Origin of the sequence: Streptomyces sp. CB01881, assembly GCF_002953255.1 — a bacterium.
GTDB lineage: Bacteria > Actinomycetota > Actinomycetes > Streptomycetales > Streptomycetaceae > Kitasatospora.
On the sequence record NZ_CP026498.1, the window covers coordinates 4,892,782 to 4,908,038 of the forward strand.

Annotated in this window: 19 protein-coding genes and 1 pseudogene; 10 read left to right on the forward strand and 10 right to left on the reverse strand. The window is 70.1% G+C overall.

All coding sequences use genetic code 11. The annotated features are described in order from the left end of the window. Both C2142_RS11285 and C2142_RS11290 read right to left on the reverse strand, forming a co-directional pair. Positions 1-667, reverse strand: a pseudogene (locus tag C2142_RS11285) (Fe-S cluster assembly protein SufB); the annotation flags it as partial. A gap of 9 nt (positions 668-676) precedes the next feature. Then, positions 677-1,519, reverse strand: a complete 843-nt coding sequence (locus tag C2142_RS11290; RefSeq protein ID WP_148642515.1) for an HTH domain-containing protein — start codon at positions 1,517-1,519, stop codon at positions 677-679. Positions 1,520-1,683: 164 nt separating this feature from the next. Between C2142_RS11290 and C2142_RS11295 the strand changes: the two genes are divergently transcribed. Continuing rightward, on the forward strand, positions 1,684-2,610 hold the full coding sequence (locus C2142_RS11295; RefSeq protein ID WP_148642516.1) for an ABC transporter ATP-binding protein: 927 nt from the start codon (positions 1,684-1,686) through the stop codon (positions 2,608-2,610). Next, a complete protein-coding gene (locus C2142_RS11300; RefSeq protein WP_148642517.1) occupies positions 2,607-3,389 on the forward strand; it encodes an ABC transporter permease in 783 nt (260 codons plus the stop codon). Before C2142_RS11295 ends, C2142_RS11300 begins: the two co-directional genes overlap by 4 nt. A gap of 85 nt (positions 3,390-3,474) precedes the next feature. Here the strand turns inward: C2142_RS11300 and C2142_RS11305 are convergent, their stop codons facing one another. Genes C2142_RS11305 through C2142_RS11315 form a run of 3 tightly spaced genes read right to left on the reverse strand, consistent with a single transcriptional unit; the run spans position 3,475 to position 4,363 of the window. Further along, complete coding sequence (locus C2142_RS11305) at positions 3,475-3,756, reverse strand: hypothetical protein (RefSeq protein ID WP_148642518.1); 282 nt, start codon at positions 3,754-3,756, stop codon at positions 3,475-3,477. Further along, positions 3,753-3,992 carry a hypothetical protein gene (locus tag C2142_RS11310; protein ID WP_148642519.1) on the reverse strand — a complete coding sequence of 80 codons (240 nt, stop codon included), beginning with the start codon at positions 3,990-3,992 and terminating at the stop codon, positions 3,753-3,755. The genes C2142_RS11305 and C2142_RS11310 overlap by 4 nt, the downstream gene beginning before the upstream one ends. Beyond that, a complete protein-coding gene (locus C2142_RS11315) occupies positions 3,980-4,363 on the reverse strand; it encodes an ATP-binding protein (protein WP_148642520.1) in 384 nt (127 codons plus the stop codon). Before C2142_RS11315 ends, C2142_RS11310 begins: the two co-directional genes overlap by 13 nt. Before the next feature lie 176 nt (positions 4,364-4,539). Here C2142_RS11315 and C2142_RS11320 point away from each other — a divergent pair, with 176 nt between their 5' ends. From C2142_RS11320 to C2142_RS11345, 6 genes are all read left to right on the forward strand, one after another. Next, the gene (locus C2142_RS11320) at positions 4,540-5,541 is read left to right on the forward strand and encodes a helix-turn-helix transcriptional regulator (RefSeq protein WP_162002454.1); all 1,002 of its coding nucleotides are present in this window, start codon (positions 4,540-4,542) and stop codon (positions 5,539-5,541) included. Further along, positions 5,534-5,737 carry a DUF397 domain-containing protein gene (locus C2142_RS11325; RefSeq protein WP_148642522.1) on the forward strand — a complete coding sequence of 68 codons (204 nt, stop codon included), beginning with the start codon at positions 5,534-5,536 and terminating at the stop codon, positions 5,735-5,737. Before C2142_RS11320 ends, C2142_RS11325 begins: the two co-directional genes overlap by 8 nt. A gap of 141 nt (positions 5,738-5,878) precedes the next feature. Next, positions 5,879-6,625 (forward strand): phosphotransferase, encoded by a 747-nt coding sequence (locus C2142_RS11330; protein WP_148642523.1) that lies wholly within the window; start codon positions 5,879-5,881, stop codon positions 6,623-6,625. A gap of 263 nt (positions 6,626-6,888) precedes the next feature. Next, positions 6,889-7,335, forward strand: a complete 447-nt coding sequence (locus C2142_RS11335) for a hypothetical protein (RefSeq protein WP_148642524.1) — start codon at positions 6,889-6,891, stop codon at positions 7,333-7,335. A 173-nt stretch (positions 7,336-7,508) separates the two neighbouring features. Continuing rightward, a complete protein-coding gene (locus tag C2142_RS11340; protein ID WP_148642525.1) occupies positions 7,509-7,964 on the forward strand; it encodes a hypothetical protein in 456 nt (151 codons plus the stop codon). A gap of 334 nt (positions 7,965-8,298) precedes the next feature. Then, positions 8,299-8,802 carry a GNAT family N-acetyltransferase gene (locus tag C2142_RS11345; RefSeq protein ID WP_148642526.1) on the forward strand — a complete coding sequence of 168 codons (504 nt, stop codon included), beginning with the start codon at positions 8,299-8,301 and terminating at the stop codon, positions 8,800-8,802. A gap of 383 nt (positions 8,803-9,185) precedes the next feature. On the opposite strand, the gene C2142_RS11350 is transcribed toward C2142_RS11345, so the two are convergent. The 3 genes from C2142_RS11350 to C2142_RS11360 form a co-directional block, all read right to left on the reverse strand. Next, positions 9,186-10,022, reverse strand: a complete 837-nt coding sequence (locus C2142_RS11350; protein WP_241002517.1) for an MBL fold metallo-hydrolase — start codon at positions 10,020-10,022, stop codon at positions 9,186-9,188. A gap of 73 nt (positions 10,023-10,095) precedes the next feature. After that, on the reverse strand, positions 10,096-10,269 hold the full coding sequence (locus tag C2142_RS11355) for a helix-turn-helix transcriptional regulator (RefSeq protein WP_148642528.1): 174 nt from the start codon (positions 10,267-10,269) through the stop codon (positions 10,096-10,098). Beyond that, positions 10,266-10,781, reverse strand: coding sequence for a DUF6879 family protein (locus C2142_RS11360; RefSeq protein WP_148642529.1), 516 nt, complete (start codon positions 10,779-10,781; stop codon positions 10,266-10,268). The genes C2142_RS11355 and C2142_RS11360 overlap by 4 nt, the downstream gene beginning before the upstream one ends. 316 nt (positions 10,782-11,097) lie before the next feature. Between C2142_RS11360 and C2142_RS11365 the strand changes: the two genes are divergently transcribed. Beyond that, positions 11,098-11,604: a SigE family RNA polymerase sigma factor gene (locus tag C2142_RS11365; protein ID WP_148642530.1), complete on the forward strand. Its 507-nt coding sequence runs from the start codon at positions 11,098-11,100 to the stop codon at positions 11,602-11,604. Between the two features lie 69 nt (positions 11,605-11,673). Next, the gene (locus tag C2142_RS11370) at positions 11,674-12,498 is read left to right on the forward strand and encodes a hypothetical protein (RefSeq protein ID WP_148642531.1); all 825 of its coding nucleotides are present in this window, start codon (positions 11,674-11,676) and stop codon (positions 12,496-12,498) included. Positions 12,499-12,632: 134 nt separating this feature from the next. Here the strand turns inward: C2142_RS11370 and C2142_RS11375 are convergent, their stop codons facing one another. Both C2142_RS11375 and C2142_RS11380 read right to left on the reverse strand, forming a co-directional pair. Further along, positions 12,633-13,349 (reverse strand): LAETG motif-containing sortase-dependent surface protein, encoded by a 717-nt coding sequence (locus C2142_RS11375; RefSeq protein ID WP_162002455.1) that lies wholly within the window; start codon positions 13,347-13,349, stop codon positions 12,633-12,635. A 322-nt stretch (positions 13,350-13,671) separates the two neighbouring features. Then, the gene (locus C2142_RS11380) at positions 13,672-15,006 is read right to left on the reverse strand and encodes a choice-of-anchor A family protein (RefSeq protein ID WP_148642533.1); all 1,335 of its coding nucleotides are present in this window, start codon (positions 15,004-15,006) and stop codon (positions 13,672-13,674) included. Positions 15,007-15,257 lie beyond the last annotated feature (251 nt).

Consider the following 15,257-nt stretch of genomic DNA (forward strand, 5'->3'; position numbering starts at 1 on the left):
GATGATCAGCGTCGAACTGGCCCATGTTCTCGGTGTTGATCCGGAAGTAGGCCTGGAGCGGGATGTCGACGTGCACGCCCTTCGGCACGTAGATGAAGGAGCCGCCGGACCAGACCGCCGTGTTCAGCGCGGCGAACTTGTTGTCGCCGGCCGGGATGACGGTGCCGAAGTACTCCTTGAAGATCTCCGGGTGCTCCTTGAGGGCGGTGTCGGTGTCCAGGAAGATGACACCCTGCTCCTCCAGGTCCTCGCGGATCTGGTGGTAGACGACCTCGGACTCGTACTGCGCGGCGACACCGGCGACCAGGCGCTGCTTCTCCGCCTCCGGGATGCCCAGCCTGTCGTACGTCGCCTTGATGTCGGCGGGCAGGTCCTCCCAGGACTCGGCCTGCTTCTCGGTCGAGCGGACGAAGTACTTGATGTTGTCGAAGTCGATGCCGGAGAGGTCCGAGCCCCAGGTCGGCATGGGCTTCTTGCCGAACAGCTTGAGGCCCTTGAGCCGCAGGTTCAGCATCCACTCGGACTCGTTCTTCTTCGCCGAGATGTCGCGGACGACGTCCTCGCTGAGCCCGCGCTTGGCAGCGGCACCGGCGGTGTCCGGGTCGGCCCAGCCGTACTCGTAGGTGCCCAGGCCTTCGAGCTCCGGGTGCGAAACGGTGTCAGTCATGCGAGCTTCCTAACGCGCGGACGCTGAGTCTTCGATGGACGTACCGGCAGTCGGCACTGCACCGGTACCCGGTCCTGCGGCACGCAGGGCGGGCGACGATGCGGCACCGGATGCCGGCACATAGGTGGTGCAGACCCCGTCGCCGTGGGCGATGGTGGCCAGCCGTTGCACATGGGTGCCCAGCAGTTGGGAGAAGACCTCGGTCTCCGCCTCGCAGAGCTGCGGGAACTGCTCGGCGATGTGCGCGACCGGGCAGTGGTGCTGGCAGAGCTGGGCGCCCGCCGGGGCTTTCGCCGCGGCCGACGGCACACGCCGCACGGTGGCAGCGTACCCGTCCGCGCTCAGCGCCTGGGCGAGCGCCTCGGTGCGCTCCCCGGCCGCGGCCTGGCGCAGCGCGGCGAGGTAGCGCTCGCCCTGCTTCCCGAACCGGGCCCGGGCGAAGGCGGCGACCGCCTCCTCGCCCGCCTTGCCGCCGCCCACCGAGTCGGAGATCCAGCGCAGCGCGTCGGCCGCGAGCTGGTCGTACGCCTGGTAGAAGGCGTCCCGGCCGGCGTCGGTGAGGGCGAAGACCTTGGCGGGACGGCCCCGGCCGCGGCTGCCGTACACCCGCTGTTCGCGGGCGTCGACCAGGCCGGAGGCGGCTAGTCCGTCCAGGTGACGGCGGACGGCCGCGGTGGTCAGACCGAGCCGGTTCGCCAGGTCGGCGGCGGAGGAGGGGCCGTGGTCGAGGATCGAACGGGCGACCCGGTCCCGGGTCGCCCGGTGGCCCTCCAGCAGCACCTCGGCCGCCGTCGCGGGCACGGCGCAGCCGGGGGCCGACTCGGCCTCCTGCTGCGTGGAGTGCTCGCGCATGTTTTTCACAACACCAGTGTTGCGTAATTACTTCCGACGGGACAAGCCGTGATCCAGGCCTCACTGGTGTCATCTGTCACGCAGGTAAGGCTTACCTGACCTGCGTGAACGATCATCCGGCCCGGCTTCGGCCCGCGGCGTTCACGCCTCTTACACTCGCCGGTATGCATTCCGAACCCGCGGTCCAGATCACCGGGCTGGTCAAGCGCTACGGCGAGAAGACCGCGGTGGACGGTCTCGACCTCACCCTCGCACGCGGCGCGATCACCGCCGTGCTCGGCCCCAACGGCGCCGGCAAGACCACCACCATCGAGACCTGTGAGGGCTACCGCCGCCCCGACGCCGGCACCGTCCGCGTCCTCGGCCTCGACCCGGTCACCCAGGGCGACCGGCTGCGCCCCCGGATCGGCGTGATGCTCCAGTCCGGCGGCGTGTACGCGGGCGCGCGCGCCGTCGAGATGCTCCGGCACACCGCGAAGCTGCACGCCCACCCGCTGGACGTCGGCGCCCTCGTCGAACGGCTCGGCCTCGGCTCCTGCGGCCGCACCACCTACCGCCGGCTCTCCGGCGGCCAGCAGCAGCGGCTCGCCCTGGCCATGGCCGTGGTCGGCCGCCCGGAGCTGGTCTTCCTGGACGAGCCCACCGCCGGCCTCGACCCGCAGGCCCGCCGAGCCACCTGGGACCTCGTCCGCGACCTGCGCCGGGACGGCGTCACCGTGGTCGTCACCACCCACCACATGGACGAGGCCGAGCAGCTCGCCGACCGGGTCGCGATCGTCGACCGCGGCCGCGTGATCGCCGAGGGCACCCCGGAGGAGCTCTGCCGCGGCGGCGCCGAGTCCTCGCTGCGCTTCGACGGGCCGCCCGGGCTGGACCTCGGCCCGCTGCTCAAGGAACTGCCCGAGGGCGCCACCGCCACCGAGCCCACCCCCGGCAGCTACCGCGTCGAGGCGCCCGTCGACCCGCAGCTGCTGGCCACCGTCACCGGCTGGTGCGCGGCCTCCGGCATCCTCCCCGAGCGGCTCGCCGTGCAGCGCCACAGCCTCGAAGACGTCTTCCTCGACCTGACCGGACGGGACCTGCGCGCATGAGCACCGTTGACCACTCCCCCGACTACTCCCCCAGGCCGGGTGCGGCCCCCGTCGGCCGGATGCTGCTCGCCCAGACGGCCTTCGAGACGAAGATGCTGCTGCGCAACGGCGAACAGCTGCTGCTCACCGTGGTCATCCCGACGGTGCTGCTGGTGCTCTTCTCCGCCGTGGACATCGTCGCCGTGGACGGCCCCGGCAAGCGGGTCGACTTCCTGGCCCCCGGCCTGCTCGCACTGGCCGTGATGTCCACCGCCTTCACCGGACAGGCCATCGCCACCGGCTTCGAGCGGCGGTACGGCGTGCTGAAGCGGCTGGGCGCCAGCCCGCTGCCGCGCTGGGCGCTGCTCACGGCGAAGACGGGCTGCGTGCTGGTGACGGAGGCGCTGCAGGTGGCACTGCTGAGCGTGATCGCCCTGGCGCTCGGATGGTCCCCGCAGGGCAACGTGCTGGCCGTTCTGGCCCTCCTCGTCCTCGGCACCGCCGCCTTCTCCGGCCTCGGCCTGCTGATGGCCGGCACGCTCAAGGCGGAGGCCACGCTGGCCGCCGCGAACCTGGTCTTCATCCTGCTGCTGCTGGCGGGGGGCGTCATCGTTCCGCTGTCGAAGTTCCCGGCCGCCGTGCAGTCGGTGCTGGAGCTGCTGCCGATCGCGGCCCTGTCCGACGGCCTGCGCTCGGTGCTCCAGACCGGGGCCGGCGTGCCCTGGGCGGACCTCGGCATCCTGGGCGGCTGGGCAGTGCTCGGGCTGGCGGCGGCGGCCCGGTTCTTCCGCTGGGAGTAGCAGCCCGGTTCTTCCGCTCGGAGTAGCAGCCCCCGATCGCCGCGAGGCCCCCGTCCTGATGGGCGGGGGCCTTCGCGTTGGCTGCTCAGGTAGGTATGCGGTGCCGGCCGCGGGCGGGCGGGTCAGGGTTGGTTCGGCGGCGGATCTCGGGGCCGTAGTGGCCGGCCTGGCGGGCGATCCAGGCGTATTCGTGGGTGCCGTCGGGGAGTCGGCGCAGCTCCCAGCGGCCGTGGCGGGTGATGGGGGGCGGGGGTTCGTTGACCTTCAGGGCGGTGACGACCCCGAGGGCGACGGTGGCGATCGCCAGCGCGAGGAGGGTCAGGAGGACCACGCCGACGAGGAAGTTGGCGGTGCCGGTCCTCATCATCGGCGGATGCCGATCACGCGGTGGCCGAGGTGGGCCGCGAGGCCGTGGAGGAGCTCGTGGGCCTGGTCGCGGGTGAGGGGGAGGGCGAGGTACTCACCGGGGGCGGCGTGGATGTCGAGGTCGACGGCGATGCGGAGCTGGACGGTCGCGTCGGGGACGTGCTCGACGGCGAGGTAGTGGACGGTGGTGCGCTCGGTGTGGACGGCCCGGGTGGCCATCGGGATCACGACGCCCACGCGGCGCGGTCCAGCTCGAACCATACGAGCTTGCCCTTGCCGTGCCGGCGCGGGTCGGTGCCGAAGCGGTGGGTGAGCGAGCGGACGAGGTGCAGGCCCCGGCCGGACAGCTCGTACGGGTCGGCGGAGACACGGGGCTCGGGCAGGTCCGGGCTGTCGTCCACCACGGAGACGCGGAGGGTGCGGTCCGCGAGGAGGACGACGACCACGGTCGGCGCGGGGCTGCCTCCGTGCCGCCAGGCGTTGACGAACAGCTCATGGAGGGCGAGTTCGGCGTCGGAGATGAGGTCGTCCGGCCAGCCCGCGGCGGACGTCGCGCTGCGCAACGCCTCACGGGCGGCGGACCAGTCGGGCGGGTTGAGGGCACACATGGGGAACCTCCGAGAGAGGTGGTGTGGTGGATTCGGGGTTGACCGGCGGAATCGTCGCCGTGAGCCAGGCCAGGACGGGGCTGGGAATGCCACGCGTGGCTGCTCTGCGGTGCGCGGGCAGCAGGCGCCTACTGCCCTGGAAACAGGCGTTACTGACGATCCGTCGGATCGCTGTGATGAAGACCATAGCGCAGCAAGGTTCTAAAATTAGAACTCTCGCGGGAAATTCCCTCTCCGGTGGCAACAGAGGCCAGGTGGACCTGCTCACAACCATCCGGGCAGACTTGGCCCGACCCCAGGCCCGGAAGGAAACCATGCCGCCACGCCCCAACCCGACACTGCGCCAGCGCAGGCTTGGAACCGAGCTGCGACGAATGAGGGAGCAGGCCGGCCTCGGTGGCACCCAGCTCGCCCGCACCCTCGGGATGAGTCCTGCTCAGGTCACGCAGATGGAGACAGGGAAGATCGGCATCAGTGCGGACCGCCTACGGACGATCGCCGCAGCATGCAAGTGCGCCAACCAACCACTTGTCGACGCACTCGCCGGCCTCGCTGCGACACGCGGCAAGGGCTGGTGGGAGGAGTATCGAGGAGTCCTGCCGACCGACTTTCTTGAGGTCGCAGAAATGGAGGCCCACTCCCACGAGCTCTACACCTGGGCCACGACCTACATCCCCGGACTCCAGCAGACCAGCGCGTACGCGTCTGCCGTTTTCGCACGGATCACACCGCCGCTACCTCGTCACGACATCGACGTCAGAACGGCGTTCCGCGTGCAACGCCAGCACGTTGTCCGCTCCGGCAAGACGCCGTACGTCTCCTTCATTCACGAGGCCGCACTCCGAATGCAGTTCGGCGGACCCAAGGTCCTCGCAGACCAACTCGGCAGTCTCATCGAGGACTCCGCGCAGCCGGAGATCTCCGTTCGGGTGGTTCCGTTCGACATGGACACCTTCCCCGGCGCAGGCGAGAACATCATGTTCGCCGAAGGTCCGGTTCCAGAACTTGCAACCCTTCAGATGGACACCGCGCAAGGCGTTCTCTTCTTCGACTCCCCAGCAGACCTGGCCAGCCATCGGACAACCTTCGCGCGGCTGAACTCTCTCGCTCTGTCGGAGGATGACTCGCGAAAGTTCATTCGATCCCTTGAGGATGAGATGAAGGGCAAGTATGAGTAGGTCCAACTGGCAGAAGTCGAGCTACAGCGGCGCGTCCAACGAATGCGTCGAGGTCCGTGCCGCCGACAGCCAGGTCGAACTCCGCGAATCCGACGCCCCCGCCACCATCCTCCGCACCACCCCCACCACCTTCGCCAAGCTCCTCCAAGCCGCCAAAGCCGGCGCCTTCGACCACCACGCCGCCCCCACCCCCTAAGGACTCCCAACAAAAGTGGTGGGCTTGACCTGGTCAGCCGTTGGCGCACGAGGCCGCCGGGCAGCGGGATGCGGTCAGCCGCGTAATCGCACGCGGTAAACCTGGCGACGTCGGCGGTCGTCCCCGGGATACTGGTCGCCCATGGATGAGGTCCAAGTCGTCGTCGCCCATTCCGAGCGCGCGACCCTGCGCGTCGGCGATGTGTTCCTGAAGGTGGACGCCGATCAGGCGCGCATCGACGTCGAGGTCGAGGCGATGTCCCTCGCGCCGGTCCCGACCCCGGAGGTCCTGTGGCGCAAGCCGCCCGTGCTCGCGCTCGCCGCGCTCCCGGGGACGACGCTCGGGCGCCTCGGCGGGCCGTCGACCGGGGCACCGGCGTCGTGGGCCGCGGCGGGCGCCGCCATCCGGAGGCTGCACGACGCGCCGCTGCCGCCCCGGACCGGCCGGGCCGGCCGGAGCATCGTCGCGCTGGCAGCGGAACTCGACGACGAGTGCGAGTTGCTCGTGACGAACGGCGTCCTGCCCGCCGACCTGGTCGCCCGCAACCGCCAGGTCGCCAAGGCCGCGCTCCGGCCGTGGAGTCCGGCGTTCACGCACGGCGACCTGCAGGTCGCGCACGTCTTCGTCGACGGCGGCGAGGTCACCGGCATCATCGACTGGTCCGAGGCGGGCCAGGGTGATGCCCTGTACGACCTCGCCACCTTCACGCTCGGACACGAGGAGCACCTCGACGACGTCATTTCCGGCTATGGCACCGACATCGACCTCGACGTGATCCACGCGTGGTGGTCGCTGCGAAGCCTGCTGGTGGTTCGCTGGCTGATCGAGCACGGCTTCGACCCCTTCGCACCGGGCTGCGAGGTCGACGTGCTGAGATCCCGGATGTGAGGCGGCGCGGACCCGACTGCCGTGAGTACTTTCTGACGTATTGAGTCCGGGCGGCGAACAGCCCTTGGACGCACTGCCGACAGAGGTCGCCCGCAGTCGAACAAGGCTTCCGGGACGGCTCATCCGATCGAACAGTTCGTGCCGAAATCGACTCTGCGGGAATCTCTGGCGTGTCGAGATCGGGGCCCAAGTCATGCCCCGCCACGCGCCGATAGCATCGCGGCGCTGATCGACATCAGAATGCGAGAGAGGAATCCTGCACCATGCCTCCGATCCCGATCAAGCCCGGCATCTACAAGATCCACGCGCACATCATCGGCCCGTCCTCCCTGCTGACCGCCACGGAGTACGCCGTCAAGTACGGCGCCCCCGTCATCACCGACCGCTTCAACCCCCTTCCGATCGAGCAGGAGTGGGCAGTCGAGCCCTTCGAGGCCGAGCCGGGCTCGCCCTACGTGGTCCGCCTCGCGTCTCACGAGGAAGCGGGGCTGGTGGTGGCCGAGGACAAGCTCTGGGTCAACACCGTCCCGCGCATCGAGCGGGCGAAGTTCACCTTCGAGGCGGTCCTCGGCGGGGTCAAGATCATCTCGGAGAAGGGGCTCGCCCTGCGTGCCGGCCACCGTGGCGCGCAGATCGAACTCAGCCCGCCGAAGCCCGAGTTCCAGGAGACGTGGACGCTGGAGTACGTGCGTACGCTCGACGAGGAGTAGTCCGGGAAGGCACGCGGGGCGATCGCCGCCAGTGCGGCCGGTCGCCCCGCCGTCGCGTTCCCGCTACGACGCCGCATCGAGGCCTGTCTCGTGGGGCTTGAGGCCGCCCCACACCTGAACAATCCCGTATCTCCGATCTGGATGCCGCGGTTCCTGGCAAGCAGGTTCGGTTCATGGCACTTGGGGGCGGGGCGGGTGAACGGCCGACGACGGTTCTCTGGGGGCTGCTGACGGCCTTGTGCGTGGGCGCGGCCGCCGTCGGGCTGGTGCTCGGCCTCGCCCGGGTGGCGCCGTGGGGCCACCCGGAGTCGGTGGTCGTGACGGAGTGCCACACGAAGCACGCCGGACGCAACGACTACGTCCAGTGCGAGGCCCGCTCGGCCGGTGGAGCCCTGGTCTCGCTGCGCCACGACGGTCACCCCGGCGAGGCCGTGAGGGCGGTACGAGCACCATGGGGCTCGTACGTCGTCCCCCAGACCGGCGTCACTGCGTGGGCGATCGCTCTGGCTGTTCCACTGGCGCTGCTTCTGGCGGCCTCGGTGTGCGGGATGGTGACGCTGAGAAGGGTCCGCCGGCTCCGGTACCGGCCAAACGGTGAAACCTCGATGAGGCTGGTCAATATCCGCTGACACAAGAGTGCAGCCCTTGGCTCGGCGAGGGTCCGCCGGAGCCACTCGCAGATCTTGGCTGCCGAGAGTTGTTGGGCCACCGATCGCCAGGTGACTGGTTCGAGCGCCAGGACGGTACCCCGCCCTGGCGGGGCGCTCATTCCCCAGGTCGGGCCGGTCGGGCCCCGTGACCACCCGAGCGAGCAGCCGTTGCCGTACCGATCATGGAGTCCGTCGATCGAACGGGAGTCTCGATCGGGTGATCGCGGGCACTGCCCGGCATGAGAGCAGGACCTGGCGGTATACGGGGAAATCCAGGGGAGCGGACAACCGCGCGCTGGTACGGTCGGGCGCTATGAGCTGGCTCCCCGATAACTTCGTCCATCCCGTCCTGGTGCCGCTGCCGGGCAGTGGTCATCACCTGCGGCCGATCCGGGAGGCGGACGCCCCGCTCGACTATCCGGCTGTGATGGGTTCGCGCGAGCGGCTGTGGGCCATGTTCGGCCCGGCCTGGGGCTGGCCCGCAGCCACCATGACCTACGAGGCCGACAAGGCCGACCTGTTGCGGCACGAGAAGGAGATCGCCGCACACCAGTCTTTCAACTACGCGCTGTTCGACGCGGCGGAGACAGCTCTGCTCGGCTGCGTCTACATCGACCCACCGGAGAGGGCCGGCGCGGACGGCGAGATCTCCTGGTGGGTGGTGGACGAGCTGGCGGACAGCAAGGTCGAGCAGGCCCTCGACGAGCTGGTGCCGCGGTGGATCGCCGCCGACTGGCCGTTCGAGCAGCCGCGCTTCCTCGGCCGAGAGATCTCCTGGTCGGACTGGCTCGCCCTGCCGGAGCACCCCGACGCGTAAGTAGCTTTTGTCGTCATGCTCTGGGGGCTGGTGCTCGAACGGCCGTCTCAATCGGGTGGTCGTCGGGTGCTCCGGCGTCAGCGGCGCTGTCCGGAGCCAGAACGTATCCGACCCGCCGCCGGGCGATCACCCACTCCTGCCATTCCTCCTCGGCTGCGGCCAACTCGGCCTGAATACGGTCGGCCTCCTCACGCTGGTCATCGACCCGACGCCGAGCAACGAACTCGTGCTGTTCCAGTAGTCCAACGACTGACGGCATGCGAGACCTCCCGGGGAACGACGACCTGACAGGCCACTACTCCCACGGGTCCACCGCACCTGTCCGCAACCAGCGGAAACACGCCAATCACACCCGGAGAGACAACAGCTTCTGAGGCGTCAGGTCAGCCGCAGGCACTACCTGCCTGTTCGGCGCCCGCTTTGTGCAGATAGGCATGGGCCAGCTCACGAAGCCGCGTCTGGTCGAAGCTGCGCCCGTGGCCCGGATGGACGACGGACACGTCCAGCTGCGCGAGGCTTTCCATGCTGCGCCGGTAGGCGGGCACATCGGAGTCCGGGAGGTCGTCGATCAGGTGGCCGTCGTACACCACATCGCCGGAGAAAAGCACCCCGGTACGCTCCTCCAGCAGGGCGATGCTTCCTGGGGAGTGGCCGGGAAGGTGAAGGACCGTCAGCGTGCGGTCGCCCAGGTCGATCCGGTCCCCGTCATCCAGCCGGCGACTCAGTGTCACCGCTTCGACGCGATACGTCCGCGGGTCGTACTCGGGATACGGCAGATCCTTGATCAGCAGGTCCGGGACGGGCTCTCCCCCAGCATTGATGCCGAGCTTCTCGTAGAGCTCGGCGCCGTACAGACTGGCCGGGACACCCGCGGCCAGGATCGCGGCGTCGGCCGTGTGAGCGGCCCGCTCACGAAACTCGTGAGCCCCACCGACGTGGTCCAGGTGCGCGTGGGTGAGGACTGCCAGCGGGTCGCGCTCGAACATGCGTGGGATCTCCCCGCGCAGGGCGACGACGCCAAGCCCGGCATCGACGACGAGGTCGCGGTCGGTTCCGCGCAGCCACCACATTTTCGCTGACAGCAGCGGGCTGACGAGGGGTTCCGAGACCCGGACGAGGTCACTGCCCAGCTCTAACTGCTCATACCAGTCACTCATGCCGAGCAGTGTGTCAGCCGCCTCGCCCGGACCAGCGGGATTGAGACGGTGGGCGGCATCCACACACCGCAGACCAGATCGCTTGAGATCTCGGATCGCTGCTCGTCGCAGATGATCTGGTCGCCGCAGATCGCGGTCATGGCCTCGGACCAGATCGCTTGAGACGGGACAAGGTCTCGATCTTGCTCTGACTCATGCCGCAACGCACTGCAAGCCGGTCTCCCGTGAGACCGGCTTGCAGGCGCAGCGTCCTGAGTGTGCCGGCCAGGTCCTGCTTGGACCGGTCGAGCGCATCGGGGTCGAGCGTCACCCGTGCTCTTTCAGGTAGTCGAAGAAGGGCACCGAATGCTCGATCGCCGACCTCTTCAGCTCCTGGCACTCGACCGCCCGTTCATCAACCAGCTCACGGTTGACCTGCGTGCCGTCCGGGCGGAAGTTGAGGTGCACGACCGACACTTCGTCGAACATCCACCAGTCCTGATCCGGGATCCCGTGGTCCTCTTCGGTGGCGTCCAGAATCCGGATGTCCTCACCGGCCGCGATGTTGCCCGGGATTCCCCAGGCGAACTGGTACCGCTGGTAGTCGGTCAGCGGCCGACGCACCACGCGGACGCGCCCGATCGTCCTACCGGACGAGACGAATCCGCGAACCCGCTGGTGCCAGGCCGCGTTGTGCCCCTCCGGCTTGGGTTCACCACGCAGGAACCGCGCGAGATTCTCGGCCTCACGCGGCATCGTGTAGGCGGGCTGGGCCTCAAGCCGGAACGCATCGCGCCGGAACCCGTCGAAGTGCCGGCGCCACGACTCACCATCCAAGAGCACGGACAGCCTCCTCCAGATCGTGATTTCTCTGAACTCCTTTCCCCATTCCACTGCATCGAAGGACCCCGTGGAGTCGGAAGTCGGTGTGGCCGACTTCCTACTCCAGGCGGGCCGCGGGTGGATCGCGCAGCACAGCGGAAGCGGACGGGTGTGCCCAACGCCGCACCGCGCCGGGCATCCCACCTGCGGCCTCGCGGCGGGCCGTTGACGCGGCAGTGGTGAAGAAGATCGCCCGCCCGCGCGACATCCTGCCGTCCCACGTAGTCATGAGGGGTATGCACGGGGATCACAGGACGAGGGAACAGGCGGGGACCGAGTGAAATCAGCTCAGGAGAACGAGTACCTGGAGTTCGTGGCCGCAAGGGCCAAGGCGCTGTACCGCTCGGCGTACGTGCTCACGGCCGGTGACGCGCATCTTGCCGAGGACCTGGTGCAGGAGACCCTCAGCCGGGTGTACGTGCACTGGAAGCGGGTGGCCGGTGCGGACAACCCGGCGGCCTACGCCCAGACGGTTCTGGTCCGCACCTTCCTCAGCCTGCGGCGTCGGCGGAGCACCACGGAACGCCCCGTCGGGAACGTGCCCGACGGTGCGGCGTCCGGCCCGGACACCGCGCTGCGGCTCACCCTGCTGGACGCCCTCGGCCAACTCCCGCCCCGCGACCGGGCGGTGCTTCTGCTGCGCTACTGGGAGGACCGCAGCATCGAGGAGACCGCCCGGATGCTCAGGCTGAGCAGCAGCGCGGTCCGTTCCCAGGGCACCCGCGCGCTCGGCAGGGTGCGCGCGCTGCTCGGCGACAGCCTGTCCGACCTGGTGCCGCACTGAGCACGTGCACGCAGGTCAGAACCGCCGCAAGGCCCCGCCCCCATCAGCGACAGAAAAGGTGACTTCAGCATGCCGTTCGAAGCAGACCTCGCACACGCCCTGGACCGCACGGCCGACTCCCTCGACCCCGATCTCACCACGTTCGTGAGCGGAGCCGTCGAGCGCGGGCGCAGCCGCCGGCGTCGGCGCACCGCCGGCGTCATCGCCGGTGTCACCGCCGGGGTCGGCGCCTGCGCCTGCGCCGTGGTCGCGGCGACCGGCCTGGCGTTCCCCGGCGCGCTCCCCGGGCTCCACCCCGCAGGATCCGACATCGAGCCGGCGGCGCACGCGGCGCCCCGTTCCGCGATCACCGACACCCAGATGATCAAGGCCCTGGAGCTGACGTTCCCCGGGGGCCGGTTCAGCCAGGAGACCGGGCAGAGCAACAACCCCTCGGATCCGTCCGGCGGAATGGTCGCCATGGGTTCACTGGTCGTCGACGACGGTGGCGGCGCCTCCAGCGTCGGCGTCTCGGCCGTGCGGCTCAAGCTGCCGCTCAGGGACGGTGACGGGCTGAGCTGCGAGCAGACGAAGCCCGCGCGTGCCGCCGGTGACACCTGCACGCTGAGCGAGCTGCCGAGCAGTGCCGCGATTCCCGGTGGGGCCGTGGTGATGTCGGAGGAGATCGCGGCCAAACACCCGGCCGGTGTCGACGCCGCCCACCGCTGGACGGTGACGGTGACCCTGAAGTCGACCGGTGCGCAGCTGCAGATGGTGCAGTGGAACAGCGCCGGCGGTTTTGGTGCCAGTGAGGTGCCGAAGCCGACCCGGGCCGCTCCCCCGCTCTCCCAGCAGCAGGCGGTGGCCGCACTCACCGGTGCCACCTGGGCGCCGATCCTTGCCGCCCTCGGCTGACGGTCCGTCGGTTGCCCGTCGGCTGTCCCTCGACTGCCGCGGCGCACCTGCCCCCCACACACACCACACACACCACGGCGGCCCCCCGCTCGACGAGTCGAGCGGGGGGCCGCCGTGGTCACCTGTCGCGGGCGTCAGCTCTCGCTGCCGCCGCCGCGGCGCTTGCGGGCGACGAAGACGAGCCCGCCGCCGAGCAGGACGACGGCGCCGCCGGCCGCGGCGATGACCGGGGTGGAGTCGTTGCTACCGGTCTGGGCGAGCACCGGGCCCGCGGTCGGGGTCGCGGTCGCGGTGGTCGGCGCCGGGGTGGGCGTCTTGGTCGCGGTGGGGGTCGCCGTCGCGGTGGCGGTGGGCGACACCGTCGCGCTCGGGGCCGGGGTCGGGGTCGGGGTCGCCGTCTTGGTGGCGGTGGGCGTCGGCGTGGGGGTCGGGGTCGCCGTCTTGGTGGGCGTGGGGGTCGGCGTCGGGGTCGGCGTCTTGCAGACCTCGATCGTCCTGGTCTCGGTCTTGTTCCAGTCGTGGTTCTTCGGGTCCTCGGTGGTGGTGACCACGAAGGTGGCGGCGACCGGCTTGTCGTGGTCCTTGACCGGGTACGTCCCGTGGAACTCCTTGCCGAACTCCTTCTGGTCCAGCACCTTCACGCCGTCGACGGTCAGGCTGACGACGTTCTTCACGCCCGCCGCGTCGCTGTAGTTGATCAGGTCGATGACGACCTTGTCGCAGGTCGTGGTCCATGCGGGCGTGTGCGCCGAGGCACTGGTGGCCAGGGCCATCGGCAGTAGGACGGCGGCCGCCGCCGCCCCCGCCAGTGCCGCGCTCCTGATGCCGATCTGCCGCTGCTGTCGCGCCATTTCGTTGTCCCCTCCGAACGGTCTTGTGCAGCAGGCGTGTTGAGTGGTCTGGCGGTGGCCCGCTACGACTGTCCGGGGGACTCTACCTGCACTTACGCCCCTCCCCACACCCCGCCGACGACCGGATTTCGTCTGTCCGTCCGGTCCCGGATGTGCAATGAGCAGCCCATCACGCCCGCCACCTCGCATGACGTGGTTTCGGCAAAGTTGAATGGACTTCGTCACACTGCCATGAAGAACGGCGCCCGCGGTGATCGGGTTCAGTCACCGCAGGCGCCGTGTCGATCGGCCGCATCGGCCGCATCGGCCGGTCAATGAGGGTTCAGGCCTTCTTGGCCGCCCGGCGACGGGTGGCCCCCACGATCGCGCCACCGGCCGCGATCACGACCGCGCCACCGATCGCCAGCGGGACGACCGGGCCGGAGCCGGTGTGTGCGAGGTTGCCACCGCCGGTGGCCTCGGCCGACGGGCTCGCGGAAGCGGTCGGCACGGCCGCCGGGGCGGAGGCCGACGGGCTCGCGGAGGCGCCCGGGCTCGGCCTGCCGCTCGCCGGAGTGGTCGGGCCGCCGGAAGCGCCCGGGGTCACCGAGGGGGACGGCACCCCCGGGGTGGTGCCCGGCGTGCTCGGGGTGGCGGACGCCGACGGCGAGCCGCTCGGGATCACCGGGACCACCGTCGTAACGGTGGTCGGCGGCGGCACGACGGCGGGCAGGCAGCCGGCGAACGGGTAGTGGTGCGTCTCCGCACCGCCCTTTCCGGTCAGCGACTTGGCGATCACCGAACCGTTGACCGGCCCGCCGCTGCCGAGGTCGAAGGCCGCGTTCGGCGCCAGGACGGTGCCGGCCCAGGCGGCCTGACTGTTCTTGACCACCTTGGTGGCGGTCGGGAAGTTCCAGAGCAGCCTGGCGCGGACGGCCCCGCCCGCGGCGCTCTGCAGCTTGTCGTCCAGGACGTACGACTGCTTCGCCTCGTCCCACAGGTGGAAGCCGGTGGTCTTCGCGGCGGCCATGTCGTACCCGTCGCCGGTCACGTTGATCACGGTGACCGAGCCGGCCGGCACCTTCAGGAAGACGTCGGTGGCGCCCTGGAGCGTCGCGGCGCTGACGGTGAAGCTGTTGAGCCCGGTGCCGGTGCCGCCCAGGCGGAGCTCCTTGCCCTTGGCCTCGACCGTGGCGCCGGCGGTCTGCGGTGCGGCGGCGAGCGAGGCGGAGGCGGAGCGCAGCTTGGCGAACTCGGCCTTGAAGTCGATCGGGGACGCGCCCTGGCCGACCTTGCCCTGGTGCGCCTCGACCACGGCGCCCGCGGCCTTCGAACCGTAGACCCCGTTGCCCTTCATGACCTGGGTGTTGTGCCCGGTCACGCTGCCGGCCACGACCAGCGCGTTGCCGCCGGGCAGCGCGGCGACCTGCTCGGGGGTGAGCTCCTGGCCGACCGAGAAGCCGCCGGTGAAGTCGGCGTTGCCGCCGACCGCCACCGCGCCCTCGGCGTCCGGCGTGTGGGTGTCGTCGCCCTCGATGAACTCCCCGTAGAGGTTGGCGACGCCGAGGCTCTGGCACTGCCGGCCGGGCCCGGCGGCGTGGGCAGCCGGGGCGACGAGGGCGGCCAGGGCAAGGGATCCGCCGATTGCGAGCGCCGCGGCGGGTGTGGGTATGCGCATGTGCAGGATCTCCGCTTGACGTGCGGGGGTGGGTGGGGCCCGAAAAAGGTATGGACCAAACCGCACTCTTTCGGCCAGTCGGATAATTGGTCAAGACCAATGACCGACATGCCCGAACAGTCCGGTTCCCGCCGACGCTCTTGCCGGAGCGGCAAACCGCACGGGGCCCGTGCGGCGCGCGACCGCCCCGCCCCAAGATCGGCTGTAAGGCCGCCTACGATTGACCCCGTGCGTACCCCCTTCTCCCTGCT

Excerpts from the sequence above, each read along its gene's own strand:
- C2142_RS11325 (WP_148642522.1), top strand. The coding sequence starts at position 5,534 with ATGAGTAGGTCCAACTGGCAGAAGTCGAGCTACAGCGGCGCGTCCAAC.
- C2142_RS11295 (WP_148642516.1), top strand. The coding sequence starts at position 1,684 with ATGCATTCCGAACCCGCGGTCCAGATCACCGGGCTGGTCAAGCGCTAC.
- C2142_RS11320 (WP_162002454.1), top strand. The coding sequence starts at position 4,540 with ATGAAGACCATAGCGCAGCAAGGTTCTAAAATTAGAACTCTCGCGGGA.
- C2142_RS11375 (WP_162002455.1), bottom strand. The coding sequence starts at position 13,349 with ATGGCGCGACAGCAGCGGCAGATCGGCATCAGGAGCGCGGCACTGGCG.
- C2142_RS11340 (WP_148642525.1), top strand. The coding sequence starts at position 7,509 with ATGGCACTTGGGGGCGGGGCGGGTGAACGGCCGACGACGGTTCTCTGG.
- C2142_RS11335 (WP_148642524.1), top strand. The coding sequence starts at position 6,889 with ATGCCTCCGATCCCGATCAAGCCCGGCATCTACAAGATCCACGCGCAC.
- C2142_RS11380 (WP_148642533.1), bottom strand. The coding sequence starts at position 15,006 with ATGCGCATACCCACACCCGCCGCGGCGCTCGCAATCGGCGGATCCCTT.
- C2142_RS11330 (WP_148642523.1), top strand. The coding sequence starts at position 5,879 with ATGGATGAGGTCCAAGTCGTCGTCGCCCATTCCGAGCGCGCGACCCTG.
- C2142_RS11290 (WP_148642515.1), bottom strand. The coding sequence starts at position 1,519 with ATGCGCGAGCACTCCACGCAGCAGGAGGCCGAGTCGGCCCCCGGCTGC.
- C2142_RS11305 (WP_148642518.1), bottom strand. The coding sequence starts at position 3,756 with ATGATGAGGACCGGCACCGCCAACTTCCTCGTCGGCGTGGTCCTCCTG.
- C2142_RS11315 (WP_148642520.1), bottom strand. The coding sequence starts at position 4,363 with ATGTGTGCCCTCAACCCGCCCGACTGGTCCGCCGCCCGTGAGGCGTTG.
- C2142_RS11370 (WP_148642531.1), top strand. The coding sequence starts at position 11,674 with ATGCCGTTCGAAGCAGACCTCGCACACGCCCTGGACCGCACGGCCGAC.
- C2142_RS11300 (WP_148642517.1), top strand. The coding sequence starts at position 2,607 with ATGAGCACCGTTGACCACTCCCCCGACTACTCCCCCAGGCCGGGTGCG.
- C2142_RS11345 (WP_148642526.1), top strand. The coding sequence starts at position 8,299 with ATGAGCTGGCTCCCCGATAACTTCGTCCATCCCGTCCTGGTGCCGCTG.